Here is an 18,152-nt window from a genome sequence, read left to right as displayed (position 1 = left end):
GGTGTGGTGGGCTGTCAGCGGGCAGCGCTGGTCGCTCGCAGCCGCCCCCGACACGCATCCCACCGCCGAGTGGAAAGGACATCCGGTGCCGACGACTCGTGACTCCGAGCTTGCGTACGAGCAGGCTTACGTCGACACCCTCTACACGCGCCTCGACGAGATCCGCGAGACCACCCGCGACCAGCTCCGGCAGGTCCTGATGGAGGCCGGGACGGGGACGCCGCAGTCGATCGTGGAACGGGACGTCTTCGCCGCGACCCACGCCGACCGCCTGGCCCGCCTGGACGCAGCCGAGGGCCGGCTGTGCTTCGGCGCGATGGACCACACGGAGGGACGCCGCACCTACATCGGGCGGATCGGGCTGACCGACCGGGAGCAGGAGCCCATCCTGGTGGACTGGCGCGCACCGGTCGCCACCGCGTTCTACCAGGCCACCCTCGCCGACCCGCGCGGACTGGTGCGTCGGCGCCACCTGCGCACCCGCGGCCGCCGGGTCACCGGCATCGCCGACGACCCGCTGGACCCGCGTGCGGCCACCGTCGCCGCGGCCGAGGGCGCCGCCGGGGCTGCCGGTGCCGCCGGTGCCGCTGAGGCCCAGGCGCCCGCCTCGGGCGACACGATGCTGCTGGAGGCGCTGTCGGCCCCGCGTACCGGGCGGATGCACGACATCGTGTCGACCCTGCAGGCCGAGCAGGACCGGATCATCCGGGCCGCGGCGAACGCCGTCCTGGTCGTCGACGGCGGCCCGGGAACGGGCAAGACCGCGGTCGCACTGCACCGCGCCGCCTACCTGCTCTACACCCACCGCGACCGGCTGCTGCGCTCCGGCGTGCTGGTGGTCGGGCCCAGCCCGGTCTTCCTCCGCTACATCGAGCAGGTGCTGCCCTCCCTCGGGGAGACCGGCGTGGTCTTCGCGACGCCGGGACGGCTGTTCCCCGGCGTGGACGCGACCGGGGACGAGCCCGTCGCCACCGCCGTGCTCAAGGGCGACGCGCGGATGGCCGACGTGATCGCCGGCGCCGTCCGGGACCGTCAGCGGGTCCCCTCCCGCGTGCTGCGTCTCCGACATGACGAGCACGACCTGCACCTGGACCGGGACACGGTCGTCCGGGCCCGCACCCGGGCGCGGCGCAGCCGCCGCCCGCACAACTCGGCCCGCCAGATCTTCCTGCGGGAACTGCTGAGCGCCCTGACCAGCCAGGTGATCGCGCAGCTGCCCAACGGGCTACTCGACCCGGACGAGCGCACGGAGATCAGAGCGGACCTCTGGGCGGACCAGAGCATCCGTCGTGCCCTCAACGACCTGTGGCCGGTGCTCACCCCCGCCCGGCTGCTCGCCGATCTCTACGCCTCGCCCGACCGGCTCGCCCGCGCCGCCGGCACCCGGCTCACCGCGCAGGAGCGCGGCCTGCTGCGCCGTGGCGCGAGCGCTGCCACTCCCGCCACCCCCGCCGCCTCGCCCGCTCCGGCGTGGACGCCGGCGGATGTCCCGTTGCTCGACGAGGCGGCCGAACTGCTCGGCGACCCGGAGGAGAAGGCCCGTCGCGACGAGGCCCGTCGCGCGAACGCCGAGCGGGCGGCGGAACGCGAGTACGCCCGTGGAGTGCTGGAGATGCTCGGCCTGGACGACCGGCTGGACGCCGACGCCGTCGCCGAGCGCTGGACGGCCCCCCGCCAGCGCCGCAGCGCCGCCGAGTACGCCAGCACCGACCGGAGCTGGACGTACGGGCACCTGATCGTGGACGAGGCCCAGGAGGTCTCGGCGATGCTGTGGCGGCTGCTGTGGCGACGCTGCCCGGGACGCACGGCGACCCTCGTCGGCGACCTGGCGCAGGCCGCCCGCCCGCAGGCGCCGCGCAACTGGGGTGAGCTGCTCGGCCGGGACGTCACCCACTACGCCGTCGAGCGCCTCACCGTGAACTACCGGACCCCCAGCGAGATCATGGACGTCGCCGCGGGTGTGCTGGCCGCCGCCGACCCCGCCGCCGCCGCGCCGCTCTCGGTGCGCTCCGTCGGCCGGCGTCCCCGTGCCGTCCGGACCGTCTCCGGCGCCGCCATCACGACCCGCGCCGGCCACGAGGCCGCACTGGTGCGTGGCGTGGTCGCCGAGACCAGGGCGGCGGCGGACGAGGTCGGGGGCGGAAGGACCGCGGTGATCACCCCGCCCGGGCGGGTCGCGGCGGTGCGCGGGGCGCTGCACGCGGCGGACCCTGCTCTGCTGGCACCGCGGGAGCCCGAGACCTCCGGCGCCTCCACCCGCACCGACCGGGGACGGACGGCGGCCGACCGGCTGCTGGACGCCCCCGTCGCCGTCCTCACTGTCGCCGACTCGAAAGGCCTCGAGTTCGACGCCGTCATCATCGTCGAGCCGGCCGAGATCCTGGCCGGGCCGACCCGGGGCCTGGCGGACCTGTACGTGGCGCTGACCCGGGCCACCCGCCTGCTCACGGTCGTGTACGCCGGTGATCTCCCCGCGGTGCTGCACGGCCTGGAACAGGAGGGCGACGTGCCTCCGCCCGCCACCGGGCCGGAGAGGCCCCACGGCGGTGATGCGCCACCGGACACCACCGGCGCCGGGAGCACCGGCGCCGAGGCCGCCAGCGCCGGGAGCACCGGCGCCGAGGCCGCCAGCGCCGGGAGCACCGGCGCCGGGGACGCCGGCGTGGCTGCCGACGCCGACCTGTCCGCGGATGCGGGTGCGGGTGCCGGCGGGCGCCAGCTCCATCTGCTCTGGTGAGCGCACTGCTCTGGTGAGCGCGACCGCCCAGGCCGGCCGGCCTGGGCGGGTATCCGGGGACGTGCGGGTCCTTACCAGGTCAGCGTGGGCGCGGTCGTCGGGGCGGGAGCGTCGTCGAGCGACCCGCGGAAGGGTTGCGCGGGAATTGGCCTGAAGGTGGAAGTTCACAGAATCAACGGTTAGGCGTTGATGGTGACCTTCGTGGGTCACTCTGGTGCTGTGCGTATCAGACCTGGGACGGGCCGTGGTGGTGCCGGTGATCCCGTAGCCGCCCGGCCGGCGCGCCGAGGCCGGCGCGCATCCTGGCTGGTGGGGAGCTGGCGGGCGGCGCGGGCCGGAGTGGCCGCACTGCTCGTCGGGTTGGCGTGTGTCTCATGTGTGTCCCGAGATGGCGCGCCGCCGCCGGCGCCCAGTCGCTCGGATCCGTCCTGCCCGCCGTCACCGGGGATCGTCGGCGACGAGGTCCGGCTCGGCCTGCTGTACCCGGACTCCGGCAACGCCGCCTCGCTGTTCGGCCCGTTCCGGGCCGGCGTGGACGCTCGGCTGGGTGTCGTGAACGCCGACGGTGGCGTGCATGGACGCAGTCTCGCCTACCGCTGGCAGGACGACGGTTCGCAGCCCGGCGTGAACCGGACGGCGGCCCAGCGCCTCGTCGAGGAGCAGGACGTCTTCGGGATCATGGAGTCGACCGTGGCGTCGGACGGCTCGGCGGAGTACCTGCACGACCTGGGGGTCCCGGTCACGGGAACCTCGCTCGACGCCGCCTGGACCAGGTTCGACAACATGTTCAGCTACTCGAACATGATCGCGGACGGGGTCTCCGTCTCGACCTGGGGGGAGTTCGTGGCCGACCAGGGCGGGACCTCCGCGCTGATCGCGGTCTCGACTCTCTCGGCCGCGTCCGGTGAGCTCGCCGAGGAGCTGAGGGCCAGCCTGGAGGGCGCCGGCGTGCGGGTCGTCGGCACCGTGGAGGCGACCGGCCCCATCGACCTGCGCGTGGTCGGGAACCAGGTGCGCGACAGCGGGGCGGACACCCTGGTCGGTACCGTCACCGGCGGAGCCTTCGGCCAGGTCGTGCTGGGCGCGAAGGCGGCCGGGGCGGACCTGCGGGTCGTCCTGTCGCCGTCGGGCTACGACCAGAGCCTGCTGCAGGCGTTCGGCTCGCTCCTGGGGGACCTCAACGTCAACCTCTTCGTCGACTACCAGCCGTTCGAGCTGGACCTGCCCGGCCACCGTGCCTTCCTCGCGGCGATGGGCCGCTACGCGCCGCAGATGCAGCCGCCGAACCGCCAGGCATCCCTGTCCGGCTGGATCGCGGCCGACATGTTCGTGCGCGGCCTCGCCGAGGCCGGGCCCTGCCCGACCCGCCAGCGCTTCCTCGACGGCCTGCGGGCCGTGCGCGACTACTCCGCGGGCGGTCTGCTGCCCGCGCCCATCGACTTCACGACGTCCTTCGGTCAGCTGGGACGGTGCTACACCTTCCTGCGGGTGGCGCCGGACGGGCAGCGTTTCGAGGTGCTTCGGCCGGCACCCCGCTGTGGGATCCTGGGAACCTGACCCCGGACGACCCCATGATCCACGAAGCGCCGCGCGCGGCGGGCGGTCGGGCGGTCGCGAGGCTCGATGTCAAGGATCAAAGGGCGTCCTTCGGCAGGTCTATGGACTACGGAAAGGACCTTCGCCCTGGGACCTACGTCCTGAGGTGGCGAGGCCACAGCTGTCCGTCATTGTCGATGCGCCGTGAGTGATGGAAAGATCCGACTGTCGCCCGGGGACCCCCCGACCCCGGGCGACGCCCCACCGACCGCCGACCACAGACCACAGGCCACGGCCGGACCAGTGGCGGATGATCGTCTGCCGCGGGATGACCGTCTGCGCCGCGCGGGCAGCCGGTTCCGTGATAGGTGTCGTACGTGGGCATCGTCTCGCCGGGGTTCCAGGGCCGGCCCCGTTCCGCCGGGGAGTCCGTTCCACCGGGTCAGTACGCCACCGACGACTTCCCCGTGCTGTCGGCCGGGCCCACCCCGCGGGTGCCGCAGGCCGGCTGGGAGTTCACGATCACGACCGAGACCGGTGCCGAGCACCGCTGGGACTGGTCCGCCTTCCTCTCGCTGCCCAGCGAGTCGCCCACGGTCGACATCCACTGCGTGACGCAGTGGTCCAAACTGGGGACGTCCTGGGAGGGCGTCAGCCTGGACACGCTGCTCGGCGAGGTGGAGACGTCCGCCGAGTTCGCCCTGGTGCACTCCTACGGCGGATACACCACCAACATGGCGCTCACCGACCTGCTGGATGGCCAGGCCTGGGTGGTGCACCGCTACGAGGGCGCGCCGCTGGAACCGGAGCACGGTGGCCCGGCGCGGCTCCTCGTCCCGCACCTGTACTTCTGGAAGTCGGCCAAGTGGGTGCGGGGCATCCGGCTCCTCGAACGCGACGAGCGGGGTTTCTGGGAGCTCGCGGGCTACCACGACCGGGGTGATCCGTGGCTGGAACAGCGCTACCAGGGCGACTGAAGGAGCGGCTCGCCTGGCGCGTCGCCCGGCTGGTGGCGGTGCGCGACGAGACGTCCACGGCCCGCACGCTGGTGCTGGAGGTCCCCGGCTGGCCCGGGCACCTCGCCGGTCAGCGGGTCGATCTGCGCCTCACCGCCGCCGACGGCTACAGCACCCGCCGCAGCTACTCGCTGGCCGCACCGGCCGACGGTGACCGGCTGGAGCTCACCGTCCAGAAGGTGCCCGGCGGTGAGGTCTCCCCGTATCTGACCGAGGTCTTCTCGGTCGGCGACCCCCTGGAGCTGCGCGGCCCCGTCGGTGGCTGGTTCGTCTGGCGCCCAGCTGACACCGCGCCGGTGCTCCTGGTCGCCGGCGGGTCCGGCCTGGTGCCTCTGATGGCGATGGTGCGCGCGCGCCGCGCCGCCGGGAGCCGGGTGCCGTTCCGCCTGATCTGCTCCGTGCGCGCCCCGGACGACCTGTACTACGCCGCCGAGCTGCGGGACGCCGCCGGCCGCGATCCGGGGCTGGACGTCACCCGCTTCTACACCCGTGCCGTGCCCGACCACTGGACGTCGCCGCCGCGCCGGCTGCGCGCCGAGGATCTCGCCGCCGCCGGCTGGCCGCCCGACTTCGGGCCGACCTGCTACGTGTGCGGGCCCACCGGTTTCGTCGAGGAGGTCGCGGGCGCGCTGGTGGAGATCGGCCACGATCCCGCGCGCATCCGCACCGAACGCTTCGGCCCGAGCGGTTCCAGCGCTCGCGGGTAGGGCACGCGCGGTGCCCGTCTCCCGAAACGGCGTCGGACGTCAGGCGTCGGATGTCGGACATCAGGTGTCGGATGTCGGACATCAGGCGTCAGGCGTCGGTCGTCGGGCGCCGGACAGGCGTTCGGGGCCGGGTCCGGTAGGCAGGTGGGGTGACACCTGATCCGCTGACCTCGCTGCCCGCCCGGCTCTACCTGCTTGCCTACAACCTGGAGAAGGACCAGCTGTATCCGAACCGGCGCCTCGGCCGGGCACTGCGCGCCGCCGCCCTCGTCGAGCTGGAGACGGACGGCTGGCTGGTCGACGACGAGGGCCGGGTCCAGGTGGCCGCCGCGCCACCGGGTGGCCGGGCGGCCGGCTCCGGGCCGACCCCCCGCGGCGGCAGCGGCCGGGCCGATCCGCTCGTCGCGGCCGTGTACCGCCAGGTCAAGGACGCGCCGGTCGCGCGGAGCTGGGCCGACTGGATCGGGCACGAGCACCGGGCGGCGGTCGTCGAGACCCGGGACGATCTGGAGGCCGCCGGCTGGCTCCGGGTCGCCCGGGGCCGGGCGCTCGGGGTGTTCCCGACGTCCGCCGTGGTCCTGCTGCCGCGGGCCGAGGTGCGGGCGGTGAACCGGGCCGCGGGCCCGGTCCTGCGCGGTGAGGTCGCCCCCGCGGACGCCGATCCGGACCTCGTCCGCCTCGTCGCGCTGGCCGCGGCCGGCGACGTGATCACGTTGGTGAGTGCGGGGCAGCGCCGGGCGTTCGCCGGCCAGCTCGGAGTGCTCACCGTGCTGGCGGGCCACGCCGCCCGTGCCCTCGCCGGCCATGACCCCACCGGACCGGCGGTCGGTCCAGCGGTCGGTCCAGCGGTCGGTCCAGCGGTCGGTCCGGTGGCGGGTCCGGTGGCCCGATCTGGTGGTCCAGGTGCGGCCGCCCCGCCCCCAAGGTGTGAGACCGCGCGCTCAGAGGGGACGTGACGTGCGGTTTCCTGGTGGGATGGCCGTGAATCGACCGCTGTAGGCACCGGTGGTCCGGGGCCGGGGCGCGGACGAGTACCGAGGGAGCGCGTCATGTCCGTCCTGCAGTGTGGGTACGGGGAAGTACCGGGCGAGCACTACGTGGCGTCGTCGCCGAAGACGGTCACGTGGGGCCGCCTGCCGACCGCGGCGACCGAGCCGGTGCTCGAGGTGGCGTCCGGGTCGACGGTCACCATCGACACGGTCTCGCACGAGGGGCTGATGGAGGACCAGGGCCGTGACCCGGCCGCCTTCTGGGCCGGCCTCGACGTCGACACCGACGCGGTGCTCCTCGACGCGATCGACATCGCCCGGGAATCGCAGCACTACCGGGGCCTGGACGGCCCGCACGTCGTCACCGGCCCGATCCAGGTCGACGGGGCCCGGCCCGGCGACATCCTCAGGGTCGAGTACCTGGAGCTGCGCCCGCGGGTGCCCTACGGCCTCGTCTCCAGCCGGCACGGCCGGGGCGCGCTGCCCGGCGAGCTGCCGGTCGACCAGGACGGGTCGCTCACCGACCGCTACAGCCAGTTCTGCGCGGTCGACGTGGCGGCCGGCCGGGCCGTGATGCGGTACGGCGCCGGACGGGAGATCACCTTCCCGATCGCGCCGTTCATGGGCCTCACCGGGATCACCCCGGTGGGGGACAAGGCGCTCAACACCGTCCCGCCCGGGGCGTTCGGCGGGAACCTCGACGTTCGCGACCTGGTGGCCGGGACCGCTCTCTACCTGCCGGTGCAGATCCCCGGTGCCGGCTTCTACACGGGCGACCCGCACTTCGCCCAGGGGCACGGGGAGGTGTCCCTGACCGCGCTGGAGGCGTCGCTGCGGACGACGGTGCGGCTGACCGTTCTCAGCGCGGACGTGGCGGCACCCCTCGGCGCCGGCACCGGCGGCCCGTTCGGCGAGACGCCGGAGCACTGGATCGCCGTCGGCCTGCACAACGACCTCGACGAGGCGATGCGCCTCGCCGTCCGCGAGGCGCTGCGAGTGCTGGGCGAGGTACGGGACGTCCCGCTGATGGTCGCCTACAGCTACCTGTCCGCCGCCGCGGACTTCGTGGTCAGCCAGGTGGTCGACGACGTCAAGGGCGTGCACTGCCTGATCCGCAAACGCGACTTCCCGGCCTGGTAGGCGGCCCGGGCCCTGGGTCCGGGGCCGCGCTGCCGTACCGCGGTGTCGCTGGTACCGCCGCTGGTACCGCCGGCGCCGCCGGCCCTGCTGGTGCCGCCGGCCCTGCCGGTGCCGTGACCGAGGCTAGATCGCGAGCTGGCCGGCCAGCAGGCCCCGGTGGTGGGCCGGGTCGCCGAACATCAGCTCGGATGTCTTCGCCCGCCTGAAGTACAGGTGGGCGGGATGCTCCCAGGTGAAGCCGATACCGCCGTGGATCTGGATGTTCTCCGCCGCGGCCGAGAAGTAGGCCTCGCCGACGTACGCCTTGGCCAGGGACGCGGCCTGGGCCAGCCGCTCGGCCTTCCCCGAGTCGGCGACGCGGGCCGCGTGGTAGGCGGCGGACTTCGACCCCTCGACCGCGACCAGCATGTCGGCGCACTGGTGCCTGACGGCCTGGAACGACCCGATCGGCCGGCCGAACCGGAGGCGCTCGCGGGTGTGGTGGACCGCCTGCTCGAGGACGGCGCGTGCCCCGCCGGCGCCCTCGTTCGCCAGCGCGACGCAGGCGAGCAGGACCACCTGGGCGAGCACCGGGCCGGCCGCGCCCTCGGCGCCGATCAGGCGGGCGGGGGTGTCGGTGAAGGTCAGGTCCGCCTGTTTGCGGGTCAGGTCCATCACCGGCAGCGGGGAGCGGGTGAGGCCCGGCGCGTCGCCGCTGACAGCGAACAGGGAGAGACCACCGTCGGCCCACGCCGTCACCAGGATCAGACCGGCGACGGCACCGTCCAGCACGAAGTGCCGGGTGCCGCGCAGCCTGTAGGCACCCGCCGGGCCGGACGAGGTGGCGGTGATCAGGCGGTCCGTGGGAGCGGAGGCCGGAGCCGGAGCCGGAGCCGTCACCGAAGCTGGGGCGAGCCCGGTGGGCGCACCGGTGTCAGCGCGGCCGGAGGGGCCGGCGAACGCCAGCGTGCCGATGGTCGTGCCACCGGCCAGGCCGGGCAGCAGCTCCGCGCGGGCGGTCGGGTCGTCCGCCGCCAGCAGGGCGCCGGTGGCGAGCACCGCCGAGGCGAGGAACGGCGCGCACAGCAGCCGCGCACCCATCTCCTCCAGGACGATCCCCAGCTCGACGTAGCCGAAGCCGGCGCCGCCGTACTCCTCGGGGACGTGCAGCCCCTGCAGGCCCAGCTGTTCCGCCATCTGGCGCCAGACCGCCGGGTCGTAGCCCTCGGTCGTCTCCATCAGCCGGCGCACCTCCGTCTCCGGCGAGGTGTGCTCGAGGAAGGACCGGACGGCGCGGCGCAGTTCTTCCTGCTCGTCGGAGAACACGAGGCTCAAGAGGTCCCCCCGGGTGGTCGGTCGGTCCAGTGGACGAGTCGGTGTGTCATGGTGCGTTGGCTTCGTGCTGTTGTTGGGATTAGACGCGTTGCTCGTTCGTTTGGTTGGCCTGGCCGGCGCGCTCGGTCGCGCACGGTTGGCGGGCGGGTGGCGGGCGGTCGGCCCCGGTGGAGGATGTCCCGCCGCGGCACGTTCCTGTCGACGTGGATGCCGTCAGCCCGGAACCTAGTCCGTCCCTCCGGGAGCGGCAATCAGTCGCTTCCGGACGGTGGTCTGACGAGGTGTCCTGGTTACCGGACTGCCGGCTGTGGACACACCCGTCCAGCATTCGCCTGACGATTATTACTCTGTGTGATCATTTAGCTGGCGTAGGTGGTGTGGTCCGCCGCGACGAGGTGTTCGGTCATGATCCCGGTGGGCGGCATCCCGGTGGGCCGCGCCGACGTCCCTCGTGGTGCAGGGGCAGCTCGACTTCGCGGGCAGCCTGCCCGGCGGGGGCCTCACCGTCCTCAACAACTCGTACGCCAAGGTGGGGAACCTGGCGAACGCGACCGTCCTGCCGCTCGGCGGCGTGATCAGAGTGGTGCCGACGGGTGGCGACGCGGGAACCACCCCAGCACTGATCGTCAATTCGCCGCAGCCCGCCGAGTCCGTCGCGGGGTCGAGCGGCTTAGATCTCCCGAGCCTGTTCTCGACCTACCGGGACCTGAACACGGAAATCGCCGGCTGCGCCGCCACGATCACCCTGCTGGACCAGAACGGGCTGGCGCCGTGGAACAGCACCGACCCGATCGCGACAATCCCGCTGCAGCCGGGCCAGAACATTCTCAACCTGACGGGTGACCAGCTGGCCAGCCTTGATGTGATCAACCCCGCGCCGGGCGGCGTCCAGCCGTCCGACGCCACGACACTGGTCATCAACGTCGCCGTCACCGGCGACTACGTCTGGGACGTGCCGAACGTCAGCTGGCAGGGCAACGAGCCGTCCCGGCACGTGCTATCGCCGTGCGCGATGAGCTGGCGGGGGTGTCGCCGGTGGTGTGGGTGGTGCCGGAGGGCTTCCGCCGGCGGGAACGAGCCCGCTGGGCAGCGACCCGGTGTCCGTGACGGGCTGATCGCGGTGTGCCGCCGGGCCCTTCGACCGGGTCCTTGACCGGGCTCTCGACCGGGCGCGCGAAGGCGCGCCCGGTCGAGCGGGCGAAGGGCCGGTGGCCGGTCACTCCGCGGTGATGGTCCGGATCTGCCGGGCCGCCGCCGGAAGCTCGTCGTCTGACGCACTCGGCCAGTTCCGCGGCGACGGCCCGAGGGTCCGGAGCTGCTCCACCTGGAGCCGGGCCCACGGCGAGATGGTGAGCGCACCGCTCATCACGTCGTCGACGAACGTCGACCACGGCAGCCAGAACGCCTCGGCCACTTCTTCCGGATTGATCTGGAAAGGGCCGGAGGTTCGGGTGAAGAAGACCGGGCAGATCTCGTTCTCCACCGTTCCGTCGTCCATGACGCACCGGTAGCGGAACGTCGGAAGAGCCAGCTCGATGGGCCCGGCCTGCAGCCCGAGCTCTTCCTGTAGGCGCCGGGTGATGGCCTCCCGGAAATCCTCGCCAGGGGCCGGGTGGCCGCAGCAGGTGTTGGTCAGAACCCCCGGCCAGGTCCGCTTCTCCAGGGCCCGCCGCGTGACAAGGAGGCGATCGAGGTTGTCGAAAACGTAGGACGAGAAGGCCAGGTGCAGGGGAGTCTGCGGGCCGTGCACCGTGGCCTTCGGAGTGGTGCCCACGACCTCGCCGGACGGACTGAGTAGGATGACGAGTTCCGGCGTCTTTACTGCCGCCCCGCCCGACCTGTGTGAGTCATGTGGACGAGAAATCATATCCTGAGGCCCAGGATGATTCGCGGTAGCCATGCGGGCATTTTATCCAGGGCGCGCACCGAGGTCGCGTGACTTTCCGCACCGATGTTGTCCGAGGGGCGACCGGAAATATGGTTCCGGTGGCGGGCCGGCCGCCGAGCGCAGGCGTATTCGCGCCCGCCCACCCGCATCCTGTGCAGGTAGAAGCCATGTGTGGTCGCCAGGTACGCCCCCGGGTGCCGCCAGGGCCGAAGAACGCACGTCTCTCCGGGATGCTTCTTTGTGCCGTCGTGTCGTGATGGCGACACATCTCCGGCGGCTTCTCGGCACCGTGCCGTCTTCTCCGGACAATCATCCCCCGGCCGCCGGGCCACCACGGCCCCGGCCGCCGGGCCGACCGGCCGTACGGCCGGGGTACGGCCCCGGCCGCGGCCCAGGTCACGATGATCGCCGCGGTCGCGTTCGGGGCACCGGCCGATGGCACCTCGGAGGGCTCGGGGTGCGTACCGCACCTACCCGGGAGTGGAGTCGCCCCCAGGGGGAGGGCCCTGCCCGCCCGGCCCGTTCCAGGGGCGGCCGAATGCCCTCCGCGCGCCGTATTAGCGCGATGTTTCGGTGATCGTAGCCGGCCGGGCCCAACGTTCATCGATTCGTGGGTGGTGCGCTCGCGGTCGGGATCACTATCGTTCCCCGAGGCGTTCGGCGCTTTTGCCGACAAAGCTTCCGAGTTTCTGGAGGATAGATGGTGGACCGGCGGTCATTCCTACGTTCCGCGTTCGTCGGAGCGGGTGCGATGGCTTTCTCGGCAACCGCGCTGGAGGTGGCCATGGCGGCTCCCGCGCAGCCGGGAACGAGCCCATACGGGGCACTGCTCGCGGCCGATGCCAACGGTGTTCGGCTGCCATCCGGATTTACCAGCAGAATCGTCGCGAGGTCCGGTCAGACCGTCTCCGGCACGAGCTACACCTGGCACAGCGCACCGGACGGCGGCGCCTGCTACCCGAACGGCACCGGGTGGATGTACGTGTCGAACTCCGAGGTGGGCAGCGGGTCCGGCGGCGCGTCCGTCCTGCGCTTCAACTCGGCCGGGACGGTGACCTCCGCCCAGCGGCTGCTCTCCGGCACGAGCAGCAACTGCGCCGGCGGAGCGACGCCGTGGGGGAGCTGGCTGTCCTGCGAGGAGACGTCCACCGGGCGGGTGTGGGAGACCTACCCGGCGACCGGCGCGGCCGCGGTGGCCCGTCCCGCGATGGGCCGCTTCGCCCACGAGGCCGCGGCCTGCGACCCGGTCCGCCAGGTGATCTACCTGACGGAGGACCAGAGCAGCGGCTGTTTCTACCGCTTCAGGCCCACGACCTGGGGGAACCTGTCGAGCGGCACCCTGGAGGTCCTGTGTGCCTCCGCGTCCGCCACCTCGGGCACGGCGACGTGGCAGACAGTGCCGGATCCGGACGGATCGCCGACCGCGACGCGCAACCAGGTCTCCGCCGCCAAGCACTTCAACGGCGGCGAGGGCGTCTACTACGCGAACAACACCGTCTGGTGGACCACCAAGGGTGACAACCGGGTCTGGAAGCTGAACTGCGCCACCAACGCGTTCGAGCTGACCTACGACGACTCCCTGGTCAGTGGCACCGCACCGCTGACCGGTGTCGACAACATCACCGGCTCCAGCTACGGCGATCTCTACGTGGCCGAGGACGGCGGCAACCTGGAGATCTGCATCATCACGCCGACCGAGGTGGTGGCGCCGATCCTGCGCCTGTCCGGCCACGGATCATCGGAGATCACCGGCCCGGCCTTCTCCCCGGACGGCTCCCGCCTCTACTTCTCCTCCCAGCGCGGCACCACCGGCTCGTCCTCCGGCGGCATCACCTTCGAGGTGACCGGCCCGTTCCGCACCTGAGCCCGACCGGCCCCGGGACGGCCACCCGCCCGTCCCGGGGCCGCAGTACGTCACCGCAGTACGTCGCCGCAGTACGTGTCGCCGCAGGTCACTGCGGTGACGCCTGGCCGGCGACCACCGGTTCGACGGCCTCGCCCAGGTAGGCCTCCCGGACCGTCGCGTCGGCCTGCACCTCCTCGGGCGTGCCCGCCGCCAGGACCTGCCCCTGGTGCAGGACGACGATCCGGTCGCAGGCCGACATCACCAGCGCCATGTCGTGATCGACGACCAGCACGGTGAGGCCGCAGCCGTGGGCGAGCTCGCGCAGGTTCGCGGCCAGCTCGCGGATCTCGGTGATGGAAAGGCCGGCGCCCGGCTCGTCGAGCAGTACCACCGCGGGGTTGCTGGCCAGGGCGCGGACGATGCCGACGAGCCGGCGCTTCGCCATCGGGAGCTCGGTGGGGAGCCGGGGGAGGTCGTCGGTCAGCCCGAACCGTTCCAGCGCGGCCCGTGCCGGTGTGGGGAGCCGGCCGTCGGTGCCACCCGCGTTCTCGGCGGCGACGCGCAGGTTCTGCGCGACGGTGAGATCCTCGAACAGCTCGCCGGCCTGGAAGACGCGGCCCAGCCCGGACCGGGCACGGGTGTCGGCGCCCTCGCCGCCCAGGGGTCTGTCGCCGAGGAGGACCTGGCCGCCCTGGGTGGCGGCGAAGCCGCCGATCGCGTCGAGCAGGGTCGTCTTGCCGGCGCCGTTCGGGCCGACGAGCCCGGTCACCGAACCGGGCAGGGCCCGCAGGGTGACGTCCTGGACGGCGGAGACCCCGCCGAAGCGCACCGACACCCCCACCGTGGCCAGCTCCGCACCGGCCCGGGCCGGCTGTTCCCCGTCGGGGACCGGAGCGGGGTCGTGCTGGAAACGCCGATGCCAGGCCACCCCGTTCTCATGCACGAGAACGGTCACGACCAGCGCCGCACCGAAGATCGTCGCGTAGTTCTCCGTGACGAAGCCGATGTGCAGGTTGGCGATCACCAGGTACACCAGGCCACCGAAGGCCAGCACCCCACCGAGCAGGCCCCCCGTGACCGAGGTGACCCCCGCGATCACCGCCAGGCTGACGAGATTGATCGATTCCAGGAACGAGAACTGGGTGAAGGTGACCGAGGAGCTGCGGAACCCCAGCAGCACGCCCGCCGCACCGGCCATCGCCGAGGAGATGACGAAGGCGGAGAGCTTCGCGCGGGCGACGCTGATGCCGACGGACGCGGCGGCCCGCTCGTTCGTCCGCACGACCAGCAGTCGCCGCCCGAGCGCGGACCGCCGGACGGCGGCCACCGCGCAGGCCGCGACGACCAGCCAGAACAGGGCGACGAAACCGTACCGGCCGGGATGGCGCGCCGCGTCCACCTCCAGGCCGAAGACCGTCGGCGGGTGCGGCTGCGAACCGGTGATGCCCCCGGTGTAGTGGGTGCTGTCGAACAGCACCCCGGAGATCGCGACGGCCATGCCCATCGTGAGGATGGCGAGGTTGATGCCGCGGACCCGCAGCGCGGGCAGCCCGACGAGCAGCCCGGCCAGCGCGCCGACCACGGCACCGGCGACCGGGGCGAGCACGAAGGGCAGGTGGAGGTCCAGGTCGAGGCGGACGGCCGCGTAGGCGCCGAGGCCGGCCACGGTCATCTGCGCGAGGCTGACCTGGTTGGCGTAGCCGATCAGGACGACGAGGGACAGCACGAGGATGCCGAAGATGATCGAGAGCGTCGCCGCGTCCCGCCACTGGGCGTCACCGAGGAGCAGCACGCCGGCCGCGGCGGCGAGCGCGACAGCCGCGGGAAGCGGGCGGAATAGACCCGCGGCGACCGGCGCGGCGGGGACGGCGGGCAGCCGGTTGCTCGCACCGTCCCTGCGCAGCACGAGGATCGCCATGACGGCGACGAAGGGCACCGTCTGCGGCCAGCCGATCTGGAAACGCTCCGGGACGTGTTCCGCGACCAGATGGGTGACCACGCTCTCGCCGACGCCGAGGGCGATGCCGCCGGCCAGGGCCAACAGGTAGCTGTCGAACCGACCGAGCAGGGCGGCCGCCAGGGCGAAGGCCATCACGGTGAGCATCGCGGTGTCGAACTGCCCCACGATCGGCGCGACGAGGATGCCACCGGCGGCTGCCAGCGCCGAGCCGAGTGCCCAGTTGAAGGCACCCAGCAGGTGTGGTGACGCACCGAGCGCCGCGGCGGCGGACTCGTGTTCCGCCATCGCCCGCGTCATCAGCGGCAGCCGGGCGGTCGCCGACCAGAACGACAGTGCCAGGACGACCACGACCGCGATCGCGAAGATGATGATCCGCTCGGAGGGGATCGTCTGGTCGAAGACGTCCACCCCGCCGGACGGGAAGGAGCTGTCGGGCACCCGCGCCGCGTTTCCGAAGGCAGTGTGGGCCAGACCGATCAGCAGGCCGAGCAGACCGAGCGTCGCGACCATCCGCGAGAGCTGGGTGCGGTGCCGGACGAACCGGATGACAAGCAGATAGACGAGGCAGCCGAACAGGGCCGCCCCGAGCAGGGTGATCAACGCGGCGGGGATGTCCGGTATCCCATGATCGTCGCGTAACCAGTAATACACCAGAGCGCCCCACAGGGCAATCCCGCCGTGCGCGAAGTTGATGGTCCGGGAACCGCGGTGTATTGCCACGATCCCGACGGCGCTAACCGCGTACACGCCGCCGACACCAAGACCTAAAAGTGCGAACTGCAGGATGGTCCGCGGATCCATGACACCCCCGGTACATAGGGGCGAGAAGTGACCGAATGGTCCCTTTTTGCTCGCCTCGGCTGTCGCTGTGAAGGCCGTTGCGGACCCCCGACCAGCAGCGTAAGCTCGTGAGCACTCACTCGCAAGGCCCCATCTGAGGGTCGCGGGCGGCGGCCGCCCCCGGTCCCCAGGGCGGCTTTTCGCGGGCTTCGAGTGCCCGCCCGGATGATTGCTCTCAGAGTGCGGAGGATCGCGTATGGGTGACGAAGGCCCACAGGGCACGGCGATGGTTCCGGGCGGGCGTCCCGAGTATTCGGTGCACTCCGGATCCACCCCCGCGATCGAGGCGCGGGGGCTGGCGGCCGGCTACGGGCGGGTGCCGGTGCTGCGCGACATCAATCTCGCGGTGCGCCCGGGCGAGGTGGTCGCGCTGCTCGGCCCGAACGGCGCGGGCAAGACCACTCTGCTGCGCACTCTGGCCGGTTACCGCCGGCCCACCAGCGGCCAGGTCCGCCTCTTCGGCGAGCCGTGCAACCGGGTCCCCGTCCACCGGCGCGCCCGGCAGGGGGTGTCCTTCATGGGGGAGGAGCGGCACATCTTCCCCGGGCTGACGGTCCGGCAGTCACTGCGCCTCGTCCGCGGCGGCCCGGAGTCGATCGAGCTGTTCCCGGCGCTGGCGCGGCGCTCGCGGTACCGCGCCGCCCTGCTCTCCGGCGGCGAGCAGCAGATGCTGGCCCTCGCGCTGGCCCTCGCGCGGGCCCCGCGCCTCCTGCTGATCGACGAGCTCTCCCTCGGTCTGGCACCGTTGGTACGTGAGCGCCTACTCGATACGGTGCGGGCCACCGCCGACCGCGGGGTCGCGGTGCTCGTCATCGAACAGAACGCACGGGCGGTGCTGAGCCGGGCCGACCGCGCCTATGTCATGCGGCGCGGCGAAATCGTCGACGAAGGAACCGCGAGCCGCTGGCTCGCCGATCTGGACGGTCTCGCCGCCCGCTATCTCTCCTGAACGGCCGCCGCCGGCATCCTTCTCGCCGGCACCGTTCCCGCCGGACGTTTCCGTGGGTGGGGACGGTGCTGCCGGCGTGGATTTCCGCGCGCATTTCTGCTGTCAACATTCGTGTCCTGTTGTAACTCGTCCACAAGGAGGGGGCTGGAAATGCTGGGGAGAATCGCCAGACCACTGAACCTTTCCCCGTAACGAGTCGTCACGCTCCGCGTTTGGTTGCTGTGAGTGACGGACGGGCGGTGCGTCGGGGGTGGTAGGCGACGAAACGCGAGGCCTCGGTAGGAAGTAGTCCTTCCACAGATCAACTTCCGAGAGGCCCCGCGTCGCGATGAGCATCCCATATGTCTCCTACCTGCCCGTCAGCGATCACACGTTCTGGGGTCTGGTCCGCATCCTGGCGGCGGAACGCGAGCGCATCGGCACGCGGAACGGGACCCGGAAGCTCGGCTGCGCCGACCAGGCCACGGTCGTGATCCGCTGGTTCTGCGACGGCACCAAGGTCAGAAGACTCTGCGAGGATCACGGGATCAGCAGGAGCGTGTGCTACCGCGCGATCCACGAGGGTCGAGCGCTGCTGGCCTGGCAGGCGCCTGACCTGCGCAATGCCCTGATCGCCGCGAAGATGGCCGGCTACGACCATGTGATCGTCGACGGCACCCTCGTCGAGACCGACCGCCTGTCCATGCCCGGCCCGACGAAGGGCGTGGACCTGTGGTGGTCGAAGAAGGCCCACAACCACGCGGGCAACATCCAGGTCGTCACCGCCCCGGACGACGGCTTCCCGCTGTGGGTCTCCGACGTCCGGCCCGGCCGGGAGCACGACCTGACCGCGCTGCGTGCCTCAGGCGCGATCGGGGTCCTGCGGGAGTGGACAGGCGACGAGCTCCACCGGGTCCTGTTCGACCTTGGTTACGAAGGGTGCGCGACCCAGGAGGGCCCGCTCGCGATCCCGTTCAAGAAGCCGAAGGGTGGCACCCTCACCGACGAACAGAAAGGCCACAACAGGATCCACAACGCGCTGCGCGCCGTCGGCGAACGTGGAAACGCCCTACTCAAGGGCACCTTCGGCGTCCTGCACAACGTCACGATCGACCCCTGGCAGATCGGCTCCGTCGCGAAGGCCTGCCTCGTGCTGCTCCACATGGAGCACCAACGCACCACCTGAAGGTCAACCCACACACACGGAGTTGTCGCTACCGAAAGCGACGACAGGTTACCGGGAAAGGTTCA

General features: G+C 72.2%; 12 protein-coding genes and 1 pseudogene. 10 read left to right on the top strand and 3 right to left on the bottom strand.

Features of this window, described 5'->3' with window-relative positions; all coding sequences use genetic code 11:
* Positions 1-85: 85 nt before the first annotated feature.
* The 6 genes from B207_RS0118765 to B207_RS0118740 all read left to right on the top strand — a co-directional run bounded on the left by B207_RS0118765 (position 86) and on the right by B207_RS0118740 (position 8,125).
* Positions 86-2,737, top strand: a complete 2,652-nt coding sequence (locus B207_RS0118765) for a HelD family protein (protein ID WP_018638122.1) — start codon at positions 86-88, stop codon at positions 2,735-2,737.
* A gap of 378 nt (positions 2,738-3,115) precedes the next feature.
* Positions 3,116-4,294 carry an ABC transporter substrate-binding protein gene (locus B207_RS0118760; RefSeq protein ID WP_018638121.1) on the top strand — a complete coding sequence of 393 codons (1,179 nt, stop codon included), beginning with the start codon at positions 3,116-3,118 and terminating at the stop codon, positions 4,292-4,294.
* Between the two features lie 356 nt (positions 4,295-4,650).
* The gene (locus B207_RS0118755; RefSeq protein WP_026311212.1) at positions 4,651-5,250 is read left to right on the top strand and encodes a molybdopterin-dependent oxidoreductase; all 600 of its coding nucleotides are present in this window, start codon (positions 4,651-4,653) and stop codon (positions 5,248-5,250) included.
* On the top strand, positions 5,220-5,996 hold the full coding sequence (locus B207_RS0118750; RefSeq protein WP_026311211.1) for a ferredoxin reductase: 777 nt from the start codon (positions 5,220-5,222) through the stop codon (positions 5,994-5,996). The genes B207_RS0118755 and B207_RS0118750 overlap by 31 nt, the downstream gene beginning before the upstream one ends.
* A gap of 149 nt (positions 5,997-6,145) precedes the next feature.
* Complete coding sequence (locus B207_RS0118745; RefSeq protein ID WP_018638118.1) at positions 6,146-6,952, top strand: GOLPH3/VPS74 family protein; 807 nt, start codon at positions 6,146-6,148, stop codon at positions 6,950-6,952.
* Positions 6,953-7,045: 93 nt separating this feature from the next.
* A complete protein-coding gene (locus B207_RS0118740; protein WP_018638117.1) occupies positions 7,046-8,125 on the top strand; it encodes an acetamidase/formamidase family protein in 1,080 nt (359 codons plus the stop codon).
* A 123-nt stretch (positions 8,126-8,248) separates the two neighbouring features.
* Here the strand turns inward: B207_RS0118740 and B207_RS0118735 are convergent, their stop codons facing one another.
* Positions 8,249-9,439, bottom strand: a complete 1,191-nt coding sequence (locus B207_RS0118735) for an acyl-CoA dehydrogenase family protein (RefSeq protein ID WP_026311210.1) — start codon at positions 9,437-9,439, stop codon at positions 8,249-8,251.
* A 445-nt stretch (positions 9,440-9,884) separates the two neighbouring features.
* Here B207_RS0118735 and B207_RS0118730 point away from each other — a divergent pair.
* Positions 9,885-10,592 (top strand): annotated as a pseudogene (locus tag B207_RS0118730) (collagen-binding domain-containing protein); the annotation flags it as partial.
* A 63-nt stretch (positions 10,593-10,655) separates the two neighbouring features.
* Here B207_RS0118730 and idi read toward each other — a convergent pair.
* On the bottom strand, positions 10,656-11,339 hold the full coding sequence (idi, locus tag B207_RS0118725; protein WP_084692208.1) for an isopentenyl-diphosphate Delta-isomerase: 684 nt from the start codon (positions 11,337-11,339) through the stop codon (positions 10,656-10,658).
* 691 nt (positions 11,340-12,030) lie between these two features.
* On the opposite strand from idi, the gene B207_RS0118720 reads away from it, so the two are divergent.
* Entirely contained in the window at positions 12,031-13,191 is a 1,161-nt protein-coding gene (locus B207_RS0118720; protein ID WP_026311208.1) for an alkaline phosphatase PhoX, read from the top strand.
* A gap of 88 nt (positions 13,192-13,279) precedes the next feature.
* On the opposite strand, the gene B207_RS0118715 is transcribed toward B207_RS0118720, so the two are convergent.
* Positions 13,280-15,934 carry an ABC transporter permease subunit gene (locus B207_RS0118715; RefSeq protein ID WP_026311207.1) on the bottom strand — a complete coding sequence of 885 codons (2,655 nt, stop codon included), beginning with the start codon at positions 15,932-15,934 and terminating at the stop codon, positions 13,280-13,282.
* A gap of 235 nt (positions 15,935-16,169) precedes the next feature.
* On the opposite strand from B207_RS0118715, the gene B207_RS0118710 reads away from it, so the two are divergent.
* Both B207_RS0118710 and B207_RS0118705 read left to right on the top strand, forming a co-directional pair.
* Positions 16,170-16,922, top strand: a complete 753-nt coding sequence (locus B207_RS0118710) for an ABC transporter ATP-binding protein (RefSeq protein WP_018638111.1) — start codon at positions 16,170-16,172, stop codon at positions 16,920-16,922.
* Positions 16,923-17,250: 328 nt separating this feature from the next.
* Positions 17,251-18,087, top strand: coding sequence for an IS5/IS1182 family transposase (locus B207_RS0118705; RefSeq protein ID WP_018638110.1), 837 nt, complete (start codon positions 17,251-17,253; stop codon positions 18,085-18,087).
* Positions 18,088-18,152 lie beyond the last annotated feature (65 nt).

Origin of the sequence: Parafrankia elaeagni, from assembly GCF_000374165.1 — a bacterium.
GTDB classification, from domain to species: domain Bacteria; phylum Actinomycetota; class Actinomycetes; order Frankiales; family Frankiaceae; genus Parafrankia; species Parafrankia elaeagni.
This window is presented reverse-complemented; position numbering and strand designations above follow the sequence as displayed.

What these genes read in the sequence shown, in the direction of transcription:
- idi (WP_084692208.1), bottom strand. Translation starts at nt 11,339, where the DNA reads ATGGCTACCGCGAATCATCCTGGGCCTCAGGATATGATTTCTCGTCCA.
- B207_RS0118710 (WP_018638111.1), top strand. Translation starts at nt 16,170, where the DNA reads ATGGGTGACGAAGGCCCACAGGGCACGGCGATGGTTCCGGGCGGGCGT.
- B207_RS0118715 (WP_026311207.1), bottom strand. Translation starts at nt 15,934, where the DNA reads ATGGATCCGCGGACCATCCTGCAGTTCGCACTTTTAGGTCTTGGTGTC.
- B207_RS0118705 (WP_018638110.1), top strand. Translation starts at nt 17,251, where the DNA reads ATGAGCATCCCATATGTCTCCTACCTGCCCGTCAGCGATCACACGTTC.
- B207_RS0118740 (WP_018638117.1), top strand. Translation starts at nt 7,046, where the DNA reads ATGTCCGTCCTGCAGTGTGGGTACGGGGAAGTACCGGGCGAGCACTAC.